Origin of the sequence: Nocardia sp. NPDC005825, from assembly GCF_040630175.1 — a bacterium.
GTDB lineage: Bacteria > Actinomycetota > Actinomycetes > Mycobacteriales > Mycobacteriaceae > Nocardia.
Map to the genome: position 1 here is coordinate 266,261 of NZ_JBEXXC010000006.1, position 17,676 is coordinate 283,936.

A 17,676-nucleotide genomic window follows, 5' to 3' on the forward strand; every position below is an offset into this window, starting at 1 on the left:
CGGCGATAAGGAAACCTATATCGTCGACGGGATGGACCCGCTGCGTCAGCTGCGCTACTTCATCGCCGTCGCCGAGGAGTTGCACTTCGGCCGCGCGGCCGAGCGGCTGCGGATCGCCCAGCCCGCGCTGAGCCAGCGGATCCGCAAGCTGGAGAGCGAACTCGGCGCGCGGCTGCTCGACCGCGACAGCCGCCGCGTGGAGCTCACCGAGGCCGGGCAGATCCTGCTGGTCGAGGCGCGGGACCTGATCGCCCGCTGGGAACGCGCGAAATCGCTGGTCGACAAGGCCCACCGTGGCGAGGTCGACGCGCTGCGGGTGGGCGTGCCGCCCGAACTGGCGGGCCGGGTGCTGGCCGCCATGCTGACCGCGTTCGAGAACCGCCAGGTGCGGGTGGACCTGCAGGAGCTGACCACCGCCGAACAGGTCCGGCTGCTCGGCGAACGGGAACTGGACGCGGGCCTGCTGCAATATCCGGCGGAGACGCCCGGCCTCGAATCCGGCCCGGTGGTGGAGACCCCGCTCGGCGTGGTGCTGCCCCGGGATTCCCCACTGGCCCAGCGGACTTCGCTCACCCTGGCCGACCTGAGCGGGCACGGCCTGGTGATCTTCCCGCGCGCCGCCGCCCCCGGCCTCTACGACGCCACCCTGCGCACCTGCTGGGAGCACGGCTTCCATCCCGTCTCGGTGCAGCACGCGGTCAATCCGGAGTTCGTGCTCGGCATGGTGCTGTCGGGCCGCGGCGTCGCCTTCGACACCGGCCTGGTCGCGCAGAAGGAGCCCCGGGTGGTCTGGCGGCCGCTGCCCGAGGGCACGCTGAGCTGGCGGCTCGCCCTGACCTGGCCCGCCGCCGCCCCGCATCCGCTGGTGCGGGAGTTCGCCGAGCTCATCGTGTCGGTGGTGCGGGGCGACGGCGCCGCGCCCCCGGCCCCGCTTCAGGACGCGCCGCAGCGCCGCCCGTGGGATGTTGTCTCGGGCAGGCAGTGATCGACGCGCTCGATGGCCGTCAGCGCGGCCGTCCCGATCGCCCGGTCCACCACCGGCTGCCGCCCGGCCAGATTGTGTGACACGGTGAAAACCGCTACGGCGTACCGACTTCCGTCCGGATACTGGACGACGCCGATCTCATTTCGGATGCCCGGCAGCGTCCCGGTCTTGGACCAGATGTCGGTCCCGGGCGGGAACGCCGAGACCAGCCGGTGCGCGTACACCTGCTGGCGCATGAGATCTCGCACGAACCGGCACGCCTCCGGCGGGCCCGCCAGGTCGCGGGCGATGAGCGCCAGCAGGCGCGTCATGTCCCGGGCGGTCCCGGCGGTGGTCCGCAGCGGATCCACCGCCCGGCTGCCGAACACCTCCTCCGGACTGGATTCGGGATAGCGCCGGGCGAATTCGAGCAGGTCCCGCGCGCCGATGTCCTCGGCCATCAGATACAGGATGTCGCGGATCGACCCCATCACCCGGGTGTCGGCGAGCCCGAGCTCGCGGACCAGTGACCGCACATTGTCGACGCCGACGCGGTCGAACAGCAGGTCCGCGGCGGTGTTGTCGCTGACGGTGAGCGCGAAGTAGGCGGCGTCGCGCAGGCTGTACTCGACATCGTCGTGGCAGCCGGCCGACCCCACTCCGCCCAGCCGGTCCGCGGTCGTGGCGCGCACCCGGTCGGCGGGATCGAGCTGCCCGGCCGCGACCTGCCGCGCGAACTCCAGCACCAGCGGCACCTTCACCACCGAGGACAGCACCACCGGTTCGTCGGCGGCCCAGCCGAATTCGCCATCGCAGTCGAGACAGCGGGCGTGCACGCGGCCTTCGACACCGGCCGTCCCGAAGATCGCTTCCACTCCCCCAGCATTCCCGGCGCCCCGATCGGGTCGTCAACCGCCCGCGACTTCGCGAGCCCGTGCGCCGTGCGCTGCGACGATAATGAAACACTTATCGGTTCTCACCCGTGTTGGTCTTGGACACCGGGTGGTGATCCGTGTTGGGGTGGCTGTCATGGCAGCTTTCAGCAGGAGGGCAAGCACCGGTATCTGTGTCGCGGCCGTACTGGTGGCGGCGACCGCGTGCTCGGCATCGGATCCCACCTCCGGATTGTCCAAGACCGTCGACGCCTTCGCCGACGCGCTGACCCGCGACGACGTCCCGGCCGCCGCGACCGCCACCAGCGACCCGGCCGCCGCCTCGACCACCCTGGGAACGCTGTACGACAACCTCGGCAAACAGGTGCGTTTCGCGGCGAGCAAGGTCGAGAAGACCGACGACGGCGGCACCTTCACCCTCGCCGCCACCTGGAAGCTGGGCAAGGACGGCAAGAACGAGTGGACCTACACCACCGCGGGCCGCGCCGAACGCTCCGGCGGTGACTGGAAGATCCGCTGGGACCCGGCCACCATCGCGCCCGGCCTGAACATCGGCCCGCTGTCCTACGCCGTCGCCTACCCCGATCCGGCCAAGATCCTCGACAGCACCGGCAGCCCGTTGCTCATCCAGCAGGTGGTGACGCTGGTGAACGTCGCGTCCGGCGCGGACCCCGCCGCCGTCGCGGCGGCACTGCAACCGGTCGCGCCCGACATCACGACCGCGAGCCTGCAAGCGGATCTGGCCGCGGCGCAAGGGAAGCCGATCACCGCGGTCACCCTCCGCGAATCCGATTACGCCACCGTCCAATCCGCGCTCACCACGCTGGCGAATGTGACGACCGCGCAGCAGACCCGGCTCCTGGCCGTCGACAAGGCACTCGCCTCACCGACCTTCTCGGGCCTGTCGGACCTGTGGCAGCAGCAGGCCGACGCGGCCGCCGGATGGGCGGTCCGCGCCCAGGGCAGCGACGGCACCCAGCGGGTCGGCGGGCCGGATCCCCACCCGGTCACCGATATTCGCACCACCCTCGATGTCGGCCTGCAACGCGCGGCCGAAGCGGCGCTGGCCCCGATCACCACCCCGGCGGCCATCGTGGCGCTGCGGCCCTCCACCGGTGACGTGCTGGCCATGGCGCAGAACGCGCCCGCCGACGCGCAGGGCCCGATCGGATTGACCGGGCTGTATCCGCCGGGCTCCACCTTCAAGACCGTGACCGTGTCGGCCGCCCTCCAGGCCGGTCAGGTCACCCCGGACAGCACCGTCGCCTGCCCCGGCAAGGAGAACATCGAGGGCCGGGAGATCCCCAACGACAACAACTTCGACCTCGGCCAGGTGCCGCTGCACACCGCCTTCGCGCGGTCCTGCAACACCACCATGGGACGGCTGGCCGTACAGCTGCCGCCCGGCGGGCTGACCGATGCCGCCGCCCAGCTCGGACTCGGCATCGACTATGTGACACCGGGATTGACCACCGTCACCGGCAAGGTGCCCACCGCCGACACGCCCGCCCTGCGGGTGGAGGAGGGCATCGGGCAGGGCAAGGTGACCGCGTCGCCGTTCGGCATGGCCCTGCTGGCCGCGTCCCTCGCGCAGGGGTCGGTCAAGCCGCCGACCATCGTGCGAGGTCAGCCCGGCAAGCCCGACCGGCAGCCCCCGGCCCTGCCGCCCGGCATCGCCGACCAGGTGAAATCCATGATGCGCGAGACCATCACCGGCGGCACCGCCACCGCCCTGCGCGATATCCCCGGCCTGCTCGGCAAGACCGGCACCGCCGAATACATCGACGACAAGCACGCGCACGGCTGGTTCGTCGGCATCGACGGCGACCTCGCCTTCGCCGTCTTCATCAGCGACGCGGGCAGTTCCGACCCGGCCGTGCAGGCCGCCGGCCGCATGCTGCGCGCACCACGCTGACCAGCAGCGACACTCCACACCGCTCGAAACCGATTGAGAGGCTTGTTTTGCCGACCCTGAAATACCGCGCCCTGGCATCGCTACTCGTGCTCACCCCGCTGTTCGCGGCGTGCGGCACCGACTCGACCAGCGAAGCCACCCACGACGAGCCGTCGACCACGGCCGCACCGAGCGACGACGCCCTGCGGGCGCTCGAAGAGCAGCACGGCGCGCGAGCGGGCGTCTTCGCGATCGACACCGGCACCGGCAAGACCGTCGGCTACCGGCAGAACGAGCGCTTCACCTTCAACTCCACGTTCAAGGGCCTGGCCTGCGGCGCGCTGCTGAAGCTACATCCCCTGGACAGCGGATTCTTCGACCAGGTCATCCATTTCGGCGCGGACAAGGTGGTGACGGGCTCGCCGGTCACCAGCACCCGGGTCGACACGGGGATGACGGTCAGCGAACTCTGTGACGCCGCCATCACCCGCAGCGACAACACCGCGGGCAATCAGCTGCTCGAATTGCTCGGCGGCCCGCAGGGATTGACCCAGTTCCTGCGGCTGCTCGGCGACGAGAAGACGCGCAGCGACCGATGGGAACCGGAGCTCAATACCGATATCCCGGGCGACGAGCGCGACACCACGACCCCGGAGGCCCTGGCCAGGGACTATCGGAAGCTGGTCGTCGGCAATACCCTGGCCGACCCCGAACGCAAGCAGTTGACCGCGTGGCTGCTCGCCAACACCACCGGCGACGCCCGCATCCGCGCCGGACTGCCCCCGGACTGGAAGACCGGCGACAAGACCGGTTCCGGCGACTACGGCACCGCCAACGACGCCGCCGTCACCTGGCCCGCCGACGGGTCCGCGCCGCTGGTCATCGTGGTACTCACCGCCAAGCCGGACAAGGACGCGACCTACGACAATGCGCTGGTGGCCGCGCTCGCCAAGGAAGCCGTGCACGCCGTGCGTTGAAATGACCTGTCACGCAGTCATTTCGGTCCGCTCATCGCCTCGGTGACGTCGACCTCGCCCGCCATTACGCCCAGCAGGATGCGCCGGAAGCTCGGGCATTCGGCGTGACTCGGGGCGGGGCAGGCGGCGGCGTGGCGCAGACCGTCACGGACCGCGGTCATTTGCGTGATGGTGCGGTCCAGTTCGTCGGCCTTGCGGGTGAGCAGGTCCCGATCCACCCGGAGTTCGCCCTGCGGGCCGAAGACCAGCACGATGTCGTCGAGGGAGAATCCGGCGGTGCGGCCCAGCGCGATGAGGGCCAGCTGTTCGAGCACCGAGCTGTCGAACTGGCGGCGCAGGCCGCGGCGGCCGGTGGAGGCGATCAGGCCGCGTTCCTCGTAGTAGCGCAGGGTCGAGGCGGGCACGCCGGTGCGGCGCACCACGTCGGCGATATCCAGGCTGGTCATGCGGTTACCTCGGACTTGACCTCGAGTCGGCTTGAATTGAGACAGTGTAGTTCTCCGGCCGTTCCCCGATGAAGGACAGCGATCATGACGACACCGCTCGACAAGGATCAATCCGACCGCTGGGCCACCTCCGGCAGTGCCTGGGTCGACTTCCAGGACCTGATCGGCCGGGTGCTGCGGCCGCTCGAGGACGTGCTGGTCGAGACCGCGCGCGCCGACGGCGCCCGGCGGGTGCTGGATGTCGGCTGCGGCACCGGCGGCACCACCCTGGCCGTGGCCCGCGCGACGGGCGCGCGCTGCACCGGCGTCGATATCGCCGAGCCGATGCTCCAGGCGGCCCGCGCCAATGCCGAACGGGCCGGTCTCCCGGTGGATTTCGTGTGCGCCGACGCCCAGACCCACGCCTTCGACCCGGTCCACGACCTCGTCATGTCCCGCTTCGGGGTGATGTTCTTCGCCGACCCGGTGGCCGCGTTCGCCAACCTGCGCCATGCCACCCGGCCCGGCGGACGGCTGGCCTGCGTCGTGTGGCGGGCCGCCGCCGACAATCCGTTCTTCACCACCGCGGAAGACGCGGCCGCCCCGCTGCTCCCCGATCTCGGGCCCCGAATTCCGGACGCCCCAGGGCAATTCGGGTTCGCCGACCGCGACCGGGTGGCCGGGATCCTGGCCGACGCCGGCTGGACCGATATCGACATCTCCCCGATCGACGCCGACTGCGCGCTGCCCGAATCCGAACTCACCGGCTACGTCTCCCGATTGGGACCGGTCGGCTTGGCGCTGCTCGAGGCCGACGAGGCGACCCGCGCGAAGGTCGTCGAAGTCGTCCGCGCCGCCTTCGAGCCCTTCGTCCGCGACGGCGCGGCCCACTTCACCGCCGCCTGCTGGCTGCTGCGCGCCACCGCCCCGGAGCACGGCTGACATGCGCATCCTCGATCTCTCCGTGCCGATCCGATCCGGCATGCCCGTCTACCCGGGCGACCCGGAGGTGACCGTGCGGCCCGCGCTGACCGTGGCCGCCGACGGCGTCAATGTGCTGCACCTGGACCTGGGTTCGCAGACGGGCACGCACGTGGACGCGCCGCGGCACATCGACGACGCCCTGCCCGCCCTCGACGAGCTGCCGCTGGAACGGTTCACCGGACCGGCCGTGGTGGTGGACGCGCGGGCCGTGGGCGCGGGCGGGGCGATCGGGCGCGAGTACTTCGAGGGGCGGGTGGCGGCGGGCGTGATCGTGCTGGTGGCGACCGGATGGTCGGAGCACTGGGGCACGCACGAGTACCTGAACCATCCGCATCTGACCGTGTCGGCCGCCGAGTATCTGGTCGCGGCCGGGGTGCGCACGGTCGGCATCGACGCGCTCGGCGTGGACCCGACCCCGGCCGAGGAGATTCCGGTGCATCGGATCCTGTGCGGGGCGCACGCCGTGATCGCCGAGAATCTGACCGGTCTGGCGGCGGTGCTGGCGGAACAGGAGGCCGGTCAGCGGGTGGAAGTGTCGCTGTTCCCCCTGCGGCTGCCCGGGGCGGACGGGGCTCCGGTGCGGGCGGTGGCGCGCGTCGGAATGTGAGAGAAACGTCAGTGTGTCGCATTTTGCGGCGCAGGTCACGCGATCTTCGTAGACTGCTCAGGACCATCTGGGGAGTCGGGGCCCCGACCACGCTCGATCCGAAGGATTTTCGCACGTGAACCGTTACGCCGTAACCACTTTGCTAGCCGTTGCGGCACTGCTGCCCGCCGCGCCCGCCGCCATGGCGGAGATCGCCCTCATCGACTCCACCACGACGACTCCGTCGACCACGTCGCCGACCACGACGACACCGACCACCACTCCGGGCACCACGCCGGGCTGCACCGTCACCGCGGGCCCCACCACGGCCACGACCACCACCCCCTGCCCCACCAATACCGACCCGGCGCCGAAGAGCCCGATCGAGGCCTTGGTCACCGGTTCCTCCGGCTTCAAGCTGGGCGGGGCGCTCGGTTCGTCGAACACCAACTCCGCCGAACCCGGCACCTGCACGGTCCTGGGCACCGCCTCCGCGCTGTCCGGCATGGCGGCCCTGGGCTGCGGCCCCAACGGCCCGGGCCAGATCGGCTGAGTCCGACCCCCGCGGTCGAGCATGGTCGAAGGGGCATCAGCGCAATGCTGATGCCCCTTCTGCCGTGTCCGTGAGTCCCGCGGTCAGCCGCGGTCGGCGTTGCCCGCCCTCCACTGCTCCCACGGAATGTTCCAGTCGCCCAGCCCGTCCAGGCCGGACAGGGTGCCGCCGACGGTGTTCTTCACGATGGTGATGTCACCGCGCTTGACGTTGTCGTAGACCCATTTGGCGTCGGCCGGGCTGAGGTTGAGGCAGCCGTGGCTGGTGTTCGAGTAGCCCTGCGCGCCCACCGACCACGGGGCCGAGTGGAAGAAGATGCCCGAGTATGAGATTCGGGTCGCCCAGTCCACGGGCGTCTTGTAGCCGTTGGGCGAGTTCACCGCGACGCCGTAGGTGGAGGAATCCATGATGATGCGGTCGAATTTGTCGCCCACGATGTAGACGCCGTTGTCGGTCGGGGTGGAGTCCTTGCCCATGGAGGTGGGCATGGTCTTGATCACCTGGCCGTTGCGTTCGACGGTGACGATCTTGGTGTTGTCGTCGGAGGTGAAGACGGTGGCGTCGCCGATGGTGAAGCTGGAGTGGATGTCGCTGTCGCCGACCAGTCCGCCGCCCAGGTCGTGGCCGTAGGCGTTGACCGCGATGTCGACCTTGGTGCCCGGGGTCCAGAAGTTCTGCGGCCGCCAGCGCACCTCACGATTGTTGACCCAGTAGAACGCGCCCTCGACCGCCGGCGTCGTGGTGATCTTGATCGCGTTCTGGGCGGCCTTGCGGTCCGGAATGTTCTCGTCGAACTGCACGGCCACCGGCTGACCGATGCCCACCACGTCGTTCTCGGCGGGCAGCAGATACGGGTGGGTGCGGTTGTTCGGGGAGATCGTGGTGAAACTCATCACCGAGGTGGTCGCCCCGCCCAGGCCGATGGCCTCGACCGCCAGCTTGTAGGTGCGCCCGAATCCCAGCTGCTCGGCCAACTTCCACGAGCGGCCGTCGGCGGCGAGCTCACCCGGCACCTGCTTGCCGTCCGGACTGCTCAGCACGACAGCGGTGAACTTGCCGTCCTCCACCTTCAGGTTCAGCTCGCCCGGCGCCACGCCCTTGTCGCCGTCCTTCACCGGGGAGATCAGCTTCGGCTTCATCAGTTCGCTGATCGGGTTGGAATCGATTGCCACCGAAGACTTCTGGCCGCTGCCACCGGAGGAACATCCGACCAGGGCCAACGCCACCACGGACAACACCACCCCGGCCCCCAGTAGCTTGCCGGTCCGCCGTCCGCCTTGCCTCACACCCATCGCAACCCCACTTCACGTCTCGGCGCGCGGCCGGCCACCCTCCAAAGGCTTCTCCCACAACATCCGAGATCGCCCCCGCCGTGTTAACAACCCTCAACAACTCGAACAACCACCAGCTCAGAGGGGCGATTTCACTTTCCGCAACCATCCCTGTTAATGTTCTATCCGCACCGCAGAGAGCCCGGAGCGCAAGACCGAGGCCCCCGGCGGAGTAACACGCGCCATTAGCTCAATTGGCAGAGCAGCTGACTCTTAATCAGCGGGTTCGGGGTTCGAGTCCCTGATGGCGCACAATACGAAGCCCCTGACCAGGCAATCCGGTCGGGGGCTTCGTTCGTTCTCGGCTACTTCCCGTGCTCGGCAACGGCTTTGACGATGTCCTCCGGGGTGGGGAAACCCTGGCGGGTCTTGGTGGCCACGGTCCGGCCGTCCACCGTGACGCGGTACACACCGCCCGAACCCGGGACCAGTTCCGGTGCGATACCGAGCTCGGTGTCGAGGGCGTCGGCGGCGGCGCGGGCGCGCTTCAGGTAGCCGCAGGGCTTGCAGTAGGTGATGACGACGGCGGGCATGCTCGGGCTCCTCACGGTGCGGGTGTCGGATGGGGTTGGGGTTCAGTCGTTCTCGTCGCCGGGCAGGGTCCAGGCGTGGGTGGTCGCGCCCAGCCGGGTCCAGGTGTTGATGATCGCGATGTGCCAGACCAGTTCGGCGAGTTCCGATTCGGAGAATCGGGCCGCGGCTTCCTGCCAGACGGCGTCACCGACCTCGCTGTCGGCGATCCGGGTCATGGCCTCGGCGAGGTCGAAGGCGGCACGCTCGCGCGGGGTGAAGAAGGGGGCCTCGCGCCACACCGCGACGAGGTTCACCCGGCGCGCGGTGTCCCCGGCGGCCACCGCGTCGCGGGAGTGCATGTCGACGCAGTAGACGCAGCCGTTGATCTGGGCGACGCGCAGCTTCACCAGTTCGCGTAGCGGCTTCTCCAGGGACGACCGTTGCGCGGCACGCTCGAGGCCGTTCATGGCCTTGGCGATCTCGGGGGTCAGGTCGTCGATGGCGAGGCGGATGGTCGGCTGGACGTAAGCGCTGGTTTTCGTTGTCATGCTTCGACGGTAGGCCGATAATGGACCAATGTTAGGAGCCAATCCTATGGCGAATTCCTGGTCCAATTCCGGTGTGGATCTGCATCTGCTCGTCGAGCCCGGATCGGGGCGGCGGGTCGGCGTGGAGCAGGCGTTGCGCGAGGCGATCCGGGACGGCCGTCTCGCCGCCGGGGAGCGCCTGCCGCCGAGCCGAACCCTGGCCGTCGAACTCGGGCTCTCGCGCGGGACGGTCAGCGCGGCCTATGACCAGCTGATCGCGGAGGGGCTGTTGATCGCGCGTCAGGGCTCCGGCACGCGCGTCGCCGACGCTGTCGCCACCCCCGGCCCGGCCGGTCCGCCCGTCGTAAGCAGCCCGGAACCCGCTGCGCCACGGCACAATCTGCGCGCCGGCAGTCCCGATGTCAGCCGTTTCCCCACCACCGCCTGGCTGGGCGCGGCCCGGAAGGCCCTCGGCGCGGCGCCCACGGACGCGTTCGGGTACGGCGATCCGTGCGGGCGGATCGAACTGCGATCCGCGCTGGCCGACTACCTGGGCCGCACCCGCGGCGTGCTGGCCACCCCGGACCGGATCATCGTCACCACCGGCGTCCAGCAGGCCCTGGCCCTGCTCAGCACGGTGCTGACCGCATCCGGGACCACCGCGATCGCCATGGAGGACCCCTACATTCCGTCGTTCCGCGACACGGTGCGGGCGGCCGGTCCCGTGGTGCGGCCGCTGCCGGTCGACGGCGACGGCGCGCGCGTGGACCTGCTCGGCACGGGCGAATTCGACGGCGTCACAGCTGCGGTCGTGACTCCGAGTCACCAGTTCCCGATCGGTTCGACGCTGAGCCCGGCGCGACGGCAGCGTCTCGCCGACTGGGCCCGGGCCGGACGGCTGGTCATCGAGGACGACTACGACGGCGAATTCCGCTACGACCGGCAACCGGTCGGCGCGATCCAGGGCATCGCGCCCGACCACGTCGTATACCTCGGCACCGCGTCCAAGACGCTCGGCCCGGGACTGCGCCTGGCCTGGATGGTGCTCCCGCCGCACCTGATCGGCCCGGTCGCCGAGGCCAAGCGACTGGCCGACCACCACTCCGAGACGCTCGGGCAGCTGACGCTGGCCGAACTGATCACCTCGCACGCCTACGACCGGCACATCCGCGCCGCGCGGCTGCGGTATCGCCGCCGCCGCGACCTGCTCGCGGATCGCCTGAAACCCCGGGCGGGGCGACCGCTGACAGGTTTCGCCCTGTCCGGGATCGCCGCCGGACTGCACGCGCTGATCCGGCTCGAGCCCGCCGGCCTGACCGAGGCCGAAGTCCTGTCCCGCGCCCGCGAGCACGGCCTGGCACTCGAGGGCCTGTCCGGGATGTGGCTCTCCCACGAGCCGCGACCCGACCGGCCGCAGGGCCTCGTCGTGGGATTCGCGGCGCCGTCCGAGAGCGCCTACCCGGCCGCGCTCGACGCCCTGGTGCGCGCACTGTCCTGGGGCTCGACCCCGCGATGACCGCCGCGGCGCACGACCTCACCACACCGGTTCGGGATCCCGGCTCCGGTTCAGGCCACGTCCCGATCGCGGCCCGCCAGGGTTTCGGCGGCGTGCCGCGCGATGCTGGCGGCTTGGCGAGCCTGGGCTTCGGGGTGCGCGGTGCGCTGGTCCAGCGCCGCGCGAATTCGTTCGAAGGACGCGGCGGCGCCGTCGACCGCGTGCCGCAGGGCCGCGAATTGGGCGATCAGGTCAACCACCTCGTGGGTGGTGAGGGTCAGGGTCGGGTGTTCCTGGCCGGTCAGGATGGCCTCCGCCGCGGATTCCGCCCAACGCGAGTGCAGTACGTCGAGGATGTCGGCCACTCTGATCGCCTCCCACAGTCACGGCCCCGGATGACGCTTTGCCCACGATACGTACGAGTAACCCCCTACCGCGGTGGTATCGAGAGCAGCAGACGTGCACACTACCGGTGACCGGCAGTCCAAACGCTGCCCGACCGGGCCTTCGCAACATAAAGGAGCTGACGGGTGTTCAGCCGTATTGCCATTGTGAACCGCGGTGAAGCCGCGGTACGCCTCATTCACGCTGTGCGGGATCTGGCGGCCGAGACCGGCCTGCAGATCCAGACGATCGCGCTGCACACCGATGTGGATCGCAACGCGACCTTCGTCCGTGAAGCCGACGTCGCCTACGACCTCGGGCCCGCCTCGGCGCGCCCGTACCTGGATCTGAAGGCGCTCGAGCAGGCGCTCAAGGCGACCAACGCCGATTCGGCGTGGGTCGGCTGGGGTTTCGTGGCCGAGGATCCGGCCTTCGCCGAACTGTGCGAGCAGATCGGGGTGACCTTCATCGGTCCCAGCCCCGAGGCCATGCGCAAGCTCGGTGACAAGATCGGCGCGAAGCTGATCGCCGAGGAGGTCGGCGTGCCCGTCGCGCCGTGGAGCCGCGGCGGCGTCGACACCGTGGAGGCCGCGCTGGCCGCGGCCGAGGACATCGGCTACCCGCTGATGTTGAAGGCCACCGCCGGTGGTGGTGGTCGCGGTATCCGCATGATCACCAATGCCGACGAGCTGGTCGACGCCTACGAGCGCACCCGGCAGGAGGCCGCGCGCGCCTTCGGCAGCGGCGTGGTGTTCCTGGAGCGTCTGGTCACCGGCGCCCGCCACGTCGAGGTGCAGGTGATCGCCGACGGTCAGGGCACCGCGTGGGCGCTGGGCGTGCGCGACTGCTCGGTGCAGCGGCGCAACCAGAAGGTCATCGAGGAGTCGGCCTCGCCGGTGCTGCGTCCCGAGCAGGCCGCCGAGCTGAAGGCTTCCGCCGAGCGGCTGGCGATCGCGGTGGGTTACCGCGGCGCGGCGACGGTCGAGTTCCTGTACCACCCGGGCGACGAGCTGTTCGCGTTCCTCGAGGTCAATACCCGGCTGCAGGTCGAGCACCCGATCACCGAGTCCACCACCGGATTCGACCTGGTGCGCGCGCAGCTGCACGTGGCCTCCGGCGGCAAGCTCGTGGGTGAGCCGCCCGCCGAGCGCGGCCACGCCATCGAGGCCCGGCTCAATGCCGAGGACCCCGACCGCGACTTCGCGCCCGCCCCGGGCCGGATCGCCCGCCTGGATCTGCCCGCCGGTCCCGGCATTCGCGTGGACACCGGTGTCAGCGAGGGCGATACGATCCCCGCCGACTTCGACTCCATGATCGCGAAGATCATCGCCTACGGCCGCGACCGCGACGAGGCGCTGGGCCGCCTGCGCCGCGCCATGTCGCAGACCCGCGTGGTCATCGAAGGCGGTTCCACCAACAAGAGTTTCGTGCTCGACCTGCTCGAGCAGCCCGAGGTGATCGACGGCAGCGCCGACACCGGCTGGATCGACCGCGTGCGCGCGCAGGGCCGCCTGGTCTCGCACCGGCACTCGGCGATCGCGGTGGCCGTGGCCGCCATCGACGCCTACGAGGAGGAAGAGCGGGCCGAGCGCGAGCGCCTGCTGTCCACCGCGGCCGGTGGCCGTCCGCAGGTGCAGCACGAGAGCGGCCGCCCGCACGACCTGAAGCTGCGCGGCGCCGCCTACCGGGTGCGGGTCGCGCGCATCGGCGCGCACCGCTTCCGGATCGGGATCGAAGCCGGCGGCGATATGCGTTCGGCCGATGTGGATCTGGAGCGTTTCGACCGGCACACCGGCCAGATCGTGGTGAACGGCAGCCGTTTCCGGGTCGTCACCGGCACCCACGGACCGGTGACCCTGGTCGACATCGAGGGCGTGACGCACCGGATCAGCCGCGACGAGGGCGGCGTGGTCCGCTCCCCCGCACCGGCGCTGGTGGTCGCCACCCCGCTGGCCGTCGGCGACGAGGTCGAGGCGGGCGCGCCCGTGCTGGTGCTGGAGTCCATGAAGATGGAAACCGTGCTGCGCGCGCCGTTCCGGGCCCGGCTCAAGGAGAGCGCGGTCGCGGTCGGCTCCCAGGTGGAGACCGGCGCGCCGCTGCTGCGGCTGGAGCCGATCGCCGATGACTCCGAGACCGAGGACGCCGCTCCGGCGGCCACCGTCGAGCTGGATCTGCCGGGTGCGCCCGCGCCGGTCCTGCCGCACGAGGGCCTGACCCGCAGCCTGCAGGATCTGCGCAGCCTGCTGCTGGGCTTCGACGTGGACCCGCACGACGAGCAGCGGGTGCTCGACGACTACTTGGCCGTGCGCCGGGCGGCCGTCGCCGACAACCGCCGGCCGCTGGCCGAGGAAGTCGAACTGGTGCAGGTCTTCGCGGATCTGGCCGAGCTGAGCCACAACCGGTCCTGGGAGGACAACGGCTCGCAGGGCCATGTGCACAGCGCCCGCGAGTTCTTCCACACCTATATGCAGAGCCTCGATGTGGAGCGGGCCGGTCTGCCCGAGTCGTATCGGGCGGATCTGAGCGCGGCGTTCGCGCACTACGGTGTCGCCGAGCTGGATCGCTCGTCCGACCTGGAGGCGGCGGTCTTCCGCATCTTCCTGGCCCAGCAGCGGCCGGCCGGAACGGTCACCGTCATCACCGCGCTGCTGCGCGAGTGGCTGAGCGAGCCGGTGCCGGACCGCGCGCTGCGCGAGCCCGCCGGTCTGGCGCTGGAACGCCTGGTGACCGCGACGCAGTTCCGGTTCCCGGGTCTGGCCGACCTCGCGCGTGGTGTGGCGTACGCCTGGTACGCCCATCCGCTGCTGCGCCGCAACCGCGCCCGGGTGTACACCACCGTGCGCAAGCACCTGAGTTTCCTCGACGCCCAGCCGGATACGGCCGAGCGCACCGACCGCATCGCGGACATGGTGCGGGCGACCGAGCCGCTGGTGCGTCTGCTGGGTCAGCGTCTGGTGCGCGGCAGCACCGACAACACCGCCATGCTCGAGGTGCTGACGCGGCGCTACTACGGCAACAAGGACCTCACCGATGTGCGGACCGAGGAGTCGAACGGGCAGCGTTTCGTCATCGCCGAGCGCCGGGGCGTGAACCTGGTGTCGTCGGCGGTGAGCTTCGACGCGCTCGACACCGTGCTGCGCGGGCTGGCCGAGGTGGCGCGTGACTCCACGTCCGTCGAGGCCGACATCTACCTCAGCTGGGAGAAGCAGCCGGAGGACTTCGAGGCGATGGCGGTGGCGCTGCAGGAAGCGCTTGCCGGACAGCCGCTTCCGAGCCAGGTCCACCGGATCACCTGCACGGTGGCGGGCAGCGGTGGCGCGGTCATGCACCACCACTTCACCTTCCGGCCCGCGACCACGGGGATGTCGGAGGAGCGGTTGATCCGCGGTCTGCACCCGTACATCGCCCAGCGCATGCAGATGCGCCGGCTGCGCAAGTTCGACCTCACCCGTCTGCCGTCCTCGGACGACGAAGAGGTGTACCTGTTCCGCGCGGTGGCCAAGGAGAACCCGGCCGACGACCGTCTGATCGCGTTCGCGCAGGTGCGCGACCTGGCCGCGCTGCGCGAGCACGACGGCCGCCTGCTGGTGCTGCCCACCGCGGAGAGCACCATCGCCACCTGCCTCGACTCCATCCGCCGCGCGCAGTCGCGGCGGCCGTCGAACAAGCGGTTCAACACCAACCGGATCGTCATGTACATCTGGCCGGTGGTGGATGTGACCCGCAGCGAGCTGGAGACGGTGATCGCCGGGCACGTGCTGCCGATGACGGCGGGCGCGGGCCTCGAGGAGATCCTGCTCATCGCCCGCCAGCGTGATCCGCAGACCGGTCAGCTGGAGAAGATCGCGGTGCGCGTCTCCTTCGACGCGACCGGCGGTGTCCAGGTGAGCGTCGGTGAGCGCACCGACGACGCGGTCGAGCCGCTCGACGAGTACCGGCAGAAGGTGCTGCGCGCGGGTAGCCGCAACACCGTCTACCCGTACGAATTGACCGGTCTGCTGGGTGATTTCACCGAGTACGACCTCGACGACTCGCACACCCTGGTGCCGGTGGACCGGCCCAAGGGCCGCAACAGCGCGGCGCTGGTGGCCGGTGTGGTCACCACCCCGACCCCGCAGCATCCGGCCGGTGTCATGCGTGTCGCCCTGCTGGGCGACCCGACGAAGTCGCTGGGCGCGCTGTCGGAGCCGGAGTGCCGCCGGGTGATCGCGGCCATCGATCTGGCCGAGTCGCTGCGGGTGCCGCTGGAGTGGTACGCGCTGTCCTCGGGCGCCCGCATCTCCATGAAGTCGGGCACCGAGAACATGGACTGGGTGGCGGCCGCGCTCAAGCGGATCGTCGAGTTCACCCAGGTCGGCGGCGAGATCAATATCGTGGTCAACGGCATCAATGTCGGTGCGCAGCCGTACTGGAACGCCGAGGCTACCATGCTCATGCACACCAAGGGCATCCTGGTGATGACGCCGGAGTCGGCGATGGTGCTGACCGGCAAGCAGGCGCTGGACTTCTCCGGCGCGGTCTCGGCCGAGGACAACTTCGGCATCGGCGGCTACGACCGCGTGATGGGCCCCAACGGCCAGGCCCAGTACTGGGCGCCGAATCTGCTTGCCGCGCGGGACATCCTGATGGCGCACTACGACTTCTCGTACGTGGTGCCCGGCGAGGACGGTCCGCGCCGCGGCCGGACCGCGGACCCGGTCGACCGCGACGTCTCCGACTTCCCGCACGTGCTGGAGGGCAGCGATTTCGCGACCGTCGGGGAGATCTTCTCGGCCGCCGCGAACCCGGATCGCAAGAAGCCGTTCGACATTCGCACCGTGATGCGGGCGCTGGCCGACCAGGACCACGAGGTGCTGGAGCGGTGGGCGGGCATGGCCGACGCCGAGACCTCCGTCGTCTTCGACGCGCGTCTGGGCGGAATCCCGGTGTGCCTGTTGGGTATCGAGTCCAAGAGTGTGGGGCGGCGCGGCTTCCCCGCCACCGACGGACCCGACACCTACACGGCGGGAACGCTTTTCCCGCAGTCGTCGAAGAAGGCGGCGCGGGCGATCAACGCGGCCAGCGGCAACCGCCCGCTGGTGGTGCTGGCCAACCTGTCCGGCTTCGACGGCTCGCCGGAGTCGATGCGCAAGGTGCAGCTGGAGTACGGCGCCGAGATCGGCCGGGCCATCGTCAATTTCGACGGTCCGATCGTGTTCTGCGTGATCTCCCGCTACCACGGCGGCGCCTTCGTGGTGTTCTCGAAGACCCTGAACCCGAGCATGACCGTGCTGGCGCTGGAGGGCTCGTTCGCCTCCGTGCTGGGCGGCGCCCCCGCCGCGGCGGTCGTGTTCTCGGGTGAGGTCAGCGCGCGCACCGAGGCCGACCCGCGGGTGCGCGACTTCGAGCTGCGCGCGGCGAACGCCTCCGGCACCGACCGCGCCACCCTGACCGCGGAGCGCGACGAGCTGCGCTTCTCGGTGCGGGCGGAGAAGCTGGGTGAGGTGGCCGCGGAGTTCGACCGCGTGCACAACATCCAGCGCGCCGTCGAGGTGGGTTCGGTGGACGCCATCATCAGCACCGTCGAGATGCGCCCGCGCATCATCGCCGCCATCGAGGCCGGGCTCGCCCGCCGCTGATCGATCAGACGAGAAACGCCCCGGCAGTCCGAACTGCCGGGGCGTTTCTCGTGCTGTGGGGAAGCTCAGAAGCCGCGCAGGCGGTCCGGGGTGATGCGGACCGGGACGGAGTAGTCGGCGAAGAACTCTTCGCGGGTCATGCCGATCTCGACCAGGCCCTTGGCGTACTTCTCGACGTAGGCGTCGAGCTCGGCGGGGGTCGGGTCGGTGGTGTCGACGCGGGCGGGGCCGTTGAAGACCACGACCTGGCCGCCGCTGGCGGTGCTGTTGAGGTTCAGCGACACCCGCGGGTCGGCGGCGATATTGCGGAGCTTGGGCGTGCCGGGCTGGGTGAAGATCAGGAACTCACCGTTGGCCCACTGGAACCAGACCGGGTTGGGTTGCGGCGTACCGCTGGGGCTCACGGTGGTCAGCCAGACAATGCCATCCTCCGCCAGACGTTTGGTGACCAGGGCACCGAATTCGGTGTCGGTGTCGATGAGCGGCGAGGAAGCGGACATGCGGTCTCCTTGCGAGGTGTGGGTCGGTTCGA

The 17,676-nt window shown here is 70.3% G+C and carries 15 protein-coding genes and 1 tRNA gene; 9 read left to right on the forward strand and 7 right to left on the reverse strand.

Features of this window, described 5'->3' with window-relative positions:
- Positions 1-31 precede the first annotated feature (31 nt).
- Entirely contained in the window at positions 32-985 is a 954-nt protein-coding gene (locus tag ABZ382_RS19080) for a LysR substrate-binding domain-containing protein (RefSeq protein ID WP_357090466.1), read from the forward strand.
- Here the strand turns inward: ABZ382_RS19080 and ABZ382_RS19085 are convergent.
- Positions 934-1,839 (reverse strand): serine hydrolase, encoded by a 906-nt coding sequence (locus ABZ382_RS19085; RefSeq protein ID WP_357090468.1) that lies wholly within the window; start codon positions 1,837-1,839, stop codon positions 934-936. The two genes, ABZ382_RS19080 and ABZ382_RS19085, sit on opposite strands and share 52 nt — an antisense overlap.
- A gap of 154 nt (positions 1,840-1,993) precedes the next feature.
- Between ABZ382_RS19085 and ABZ382_RS19090 the strand changes: the two genes are divergently transcribed.
- Both ABZ382_RS19090 and bla read left to right on the forward strand, forming a co-directional pair.
- Positions 1,994-3,772 carry a penicillin-binding transpeptidase domain-containing protein gene (locus ABZ382_RS19090; protein ID WP_357090470.1) on the forward strand — a complete coding sequence of 593 codons (1,779 nt, stop codon included), beginning with the start codon at positions 1,994-1,996 and terminating at the stop codon, positions 3,770-3,772.
- Positions 3,773-3,819: 47 nt separating this feature from the next.
- Positions 3,820-4,728 (forward strand): class A beta-lactamase, encoded by a 909-nt coding sequence (gene bla, locus ABZ382_RS19095; RefSeq protein ID WP_357090472.1) that lies wholly within the window; start codon positions 3,820-3,822, stop codon positions 4,726-4,728.
- 17 nt (positions 4,729-4,745) lie between these two features.
- Here the strand turns inward: bla and ABZ382_RS19100 are convergent, their stop codons facing one another.
- Positions 4,746-5,174, reverse strand: coding sequence for a helix-turn-helix domain-containing protein (locus ABZ382_RS19100; RefSeq protein WP_357090474.1), 429 nt, complete (start codon positions 5,172-5,174; stop codon positions 4,746-4,748).
- Between the two features lie 84 nt (positions 5,175-5,258).
- Between ABZ382_RS19100 and ABZ382_RS19105 the strand changes: the two genes are divergently transcribed.
- The 3 genes from ABZ382_RS19105 (at position 5,259) to ABZ382_RS19115 (ending at position 7,276) form a co-directional block, all read left to right on the forward strand.
- Positions 5,259-6,095, forward strand: coding sequence for a class I SAM-dependent methyltransferase (locus tag ABZ382_RS19105; protein ID WP_357090476.1), 837 nt, complete (start codon positions 5,259-5,261; stop codon positions 6,093-6,095).
- 1 nt (position 6,096) lies between these two features.
- A complete protein-coding gene (locus ABZ382_RS19110) occupies positions 6,097-6,744 on the forward strand; it encodes a cyclase family protein (RefSeq protein ID WP_357090478.1) in 648 nt (215 codons plus the stop codon).
- A 115-nt stretch (positions 6,745-6,859) separates the two neighbouring features.
- Entirely contained in the window at positions 6,860-7,276 is a 417-nt protein-coding gene (locus ABZ382_RS19115; RefSeq protein WP_357090480.1) for a hypothetical protein, read from the forward strand.
- Between the two features lie 83 nt (positions 7,277-7,359).
- On the opposite strand, the gene ABZ382_RS19120 is transcribed toward ABZ382_RS19115, so the two are convergent.
- Positions 7,360-8,568 carry an Ig-like domain-containing protein gene (locus tag ABZ382_RS19120; protein WP_357090482.1) on the reverse strand — a complete coding sequence of 403 codons (1,209 nt, stop codon included), beginning with the start codon at positions 8,566-8,568 and terminating at the stop codon, positions 7,360-7,362.
- A gap of 218 nt (positions 8,569-8,786) precedes the next feature.
- Between ABZ382_RS19120 and ABZ382_RS19125 the strand changes: the two genes are divergently transcribed.
- A tRNA-Lys gene (locus tag ABZ382_RS19125) sits at positions 8,787-8,859 on the forward strand.
- A 53-nt stretch (positions 8,860-8,912) separates the two neighbouring features.
- Here ABZ382_RS19125 and ABZ382_RS19130 read toward each other — a convergent pair.
- Both ABZ382_RS19130 and ABZ382_RS19135 read right to left on the reverse strand, forming a co-directional pair.
- Positions 8,913-9,140, reverse strand: coding sequence for a SelT/SelW/SelH family protein (locus ABZ382_RS19130; protein WP_357090483.1), 228 nt, complete (start codon positions 9,138-9,140; stop codon positions 8,913-8,915).
- Between the two features lie 42 nt (positions 9,141-9,182).
- Positions 9,183-9,668: a carboxymuconolactone decarboxylase family protein gene (locus ABZ382_RS19135; protein ID WP_357090485.1), complete on the reverse strand. Its 486-nt coding sequence runs from the start codon at positions 9,666-9,668 to the stop codon at positions 9,183-9,185.
- A gap of 46 nt (positions 9,669-9,714) precedes the next feature.
- Between ABZ382_RS19135 and ABZ382_RS19140 the strand changes: the two genes are divergently transcribed.
- Positions 9,715-11,163 (forward strand): PLP-dependent aminotransferase family protein, encoded by a 1,449-nt coding sequence (locus ABZ382_RS19140; protein WP_357090487.1) that lies wholly within the window; start codon positions 9,715-9,717, stop codon positions 11,161-11,163.
- Positions 11,164-11,213: 50 nt separating this feature from the next.
- Here ABZ382_RS19140 and ABZ382_RS19145 read toward each other — a convergent pair whose 3' ends face one another.
- On the reverse strand, positions 11,214-11,507 hold the full coding sequence (locus ABZ382_RS19145) for a hypothetical protein (protein WP_357090489.1): 294 nt from the start codon (positions 11,505-11,507) through the stop codon (positions 11,214-11,216).
- A gap of 165 nt (positions 11,508-11,672) precedes the next feature.
- Here ABZ382_RS19145 and ABZ382_RS19150 point away from each other — a divergent pair, with 165 nt between their 5' ends.
- The gene (locus tag ABZ382_RS19150) at positions 11,673-17,144 is read left to right on the forward strand and encodes a carboxyl transferase domain-containing protein (protein ID WP_357090491.1); all 5,472 of its coding nucleotides are present in this window, start codon (positions 11,673-11,675) and stop codon (positions 17,142-17,144) included.
- A 65-nt stretch (positions 17,145-17,209) separates the two neighbouring features.
- Here ABZ382_RS19150 and ABZ382_RS19155 read toward each other — a convergent pair whose 3' ends face one another.
- Positions 17,210-17,644: a TIGR03667 family PPOX class F420-dependent oxidoreductase gene (locus ABZ382_RS19155; RefSeq protein ID WP_357090493.1), complete on the reverse strand. Its 435-nt coding sequence runs from the start codon at positions 17,642-17,644 to the stop codon at positions 17,210-17,212.
- Positions 17,645-17,676: the final 32 nt, after the last annotated feature.

What these genes read in the sequence shown, in the direction of transcription:
- ABZ382_RS19080 (WP_357090466.1), top strand. Translation starts at nt 32, where the DNA reads ATGGACCCGCTGCGTCAGCTGCGCTACTTCATCGCCGTCGCCGAGGAG.
- ABZ382_RS19090 (WP_357090470.1), top strand. Translation starts at nt 1,994, where the DNA reads ATGGCAGCTTTCAGCAGGAGGGCAAGCACCGGTATCTGTGTCGCGGCC.
- ABZ382_RS19100 (WP_357090474.1), bottom strand. Translation starts at nt 5,174, where the DNA reads ATGACCAGCCTGGATATCGCCGACGTGGTGCGCCGCACCGGCGTGCCC.
- ABZ382_RS19105 (WP_357090476.1), top strand. Translation starts at nt 5,259, where the DNA reads ATGACGACACCGCTCGACAAGGATCAATCCGACCGCTGGGCCACCTCC.
- ABZ382_RS19110 (WP_357090478.1), top strand. Translation starts at nt 6,097, where the DNA reads ATGCGCATCCTCGATCTCTCCGTGCCGATCCGATCCGGCATGCCCGTC.
- ABZ382_RS19120 (WP_357090482.1), bottom strand. Translation starts at nt 8,568, where the DNA reads ATGGGTGTGAGGCAAGGCGGACGGCGGACCGGCAAGCTACTGGGGGCC.
- ABZ382_RS19130 (WP_357090483.1), bottom strand. Translation starts at nt 9,140, where the DNA reads ATGCCCGCCGTCGTCATCACCTACTGCAAGCCCTGCGGCTACCTGAAG.
- ABZ382_RS19135 (WP_357090485.1), bottom strand. Translation starts at nt 9,668, where the DNA reads ATGACAACGAAAACCAGCGCTTACGTCCAGCCGACCATCCGCCTCGCC.
- ABZ382_RS19140 (WP_357090487.1), top strand. Translation starts at nt 9,715, where the DNA reads ATGGCGAATTCCTGGTCCAATTCCGGTGTGGATCTGCATCTGCTCGTC.
- ABZ382_RS19155 (WP_357090493.1), bottom strand. Translation starts at nt 17,644, where the DNA reads ATGTCCGCTTCCTCGCCGCTCATCGACACCGACACCGAATTCGGTGCC.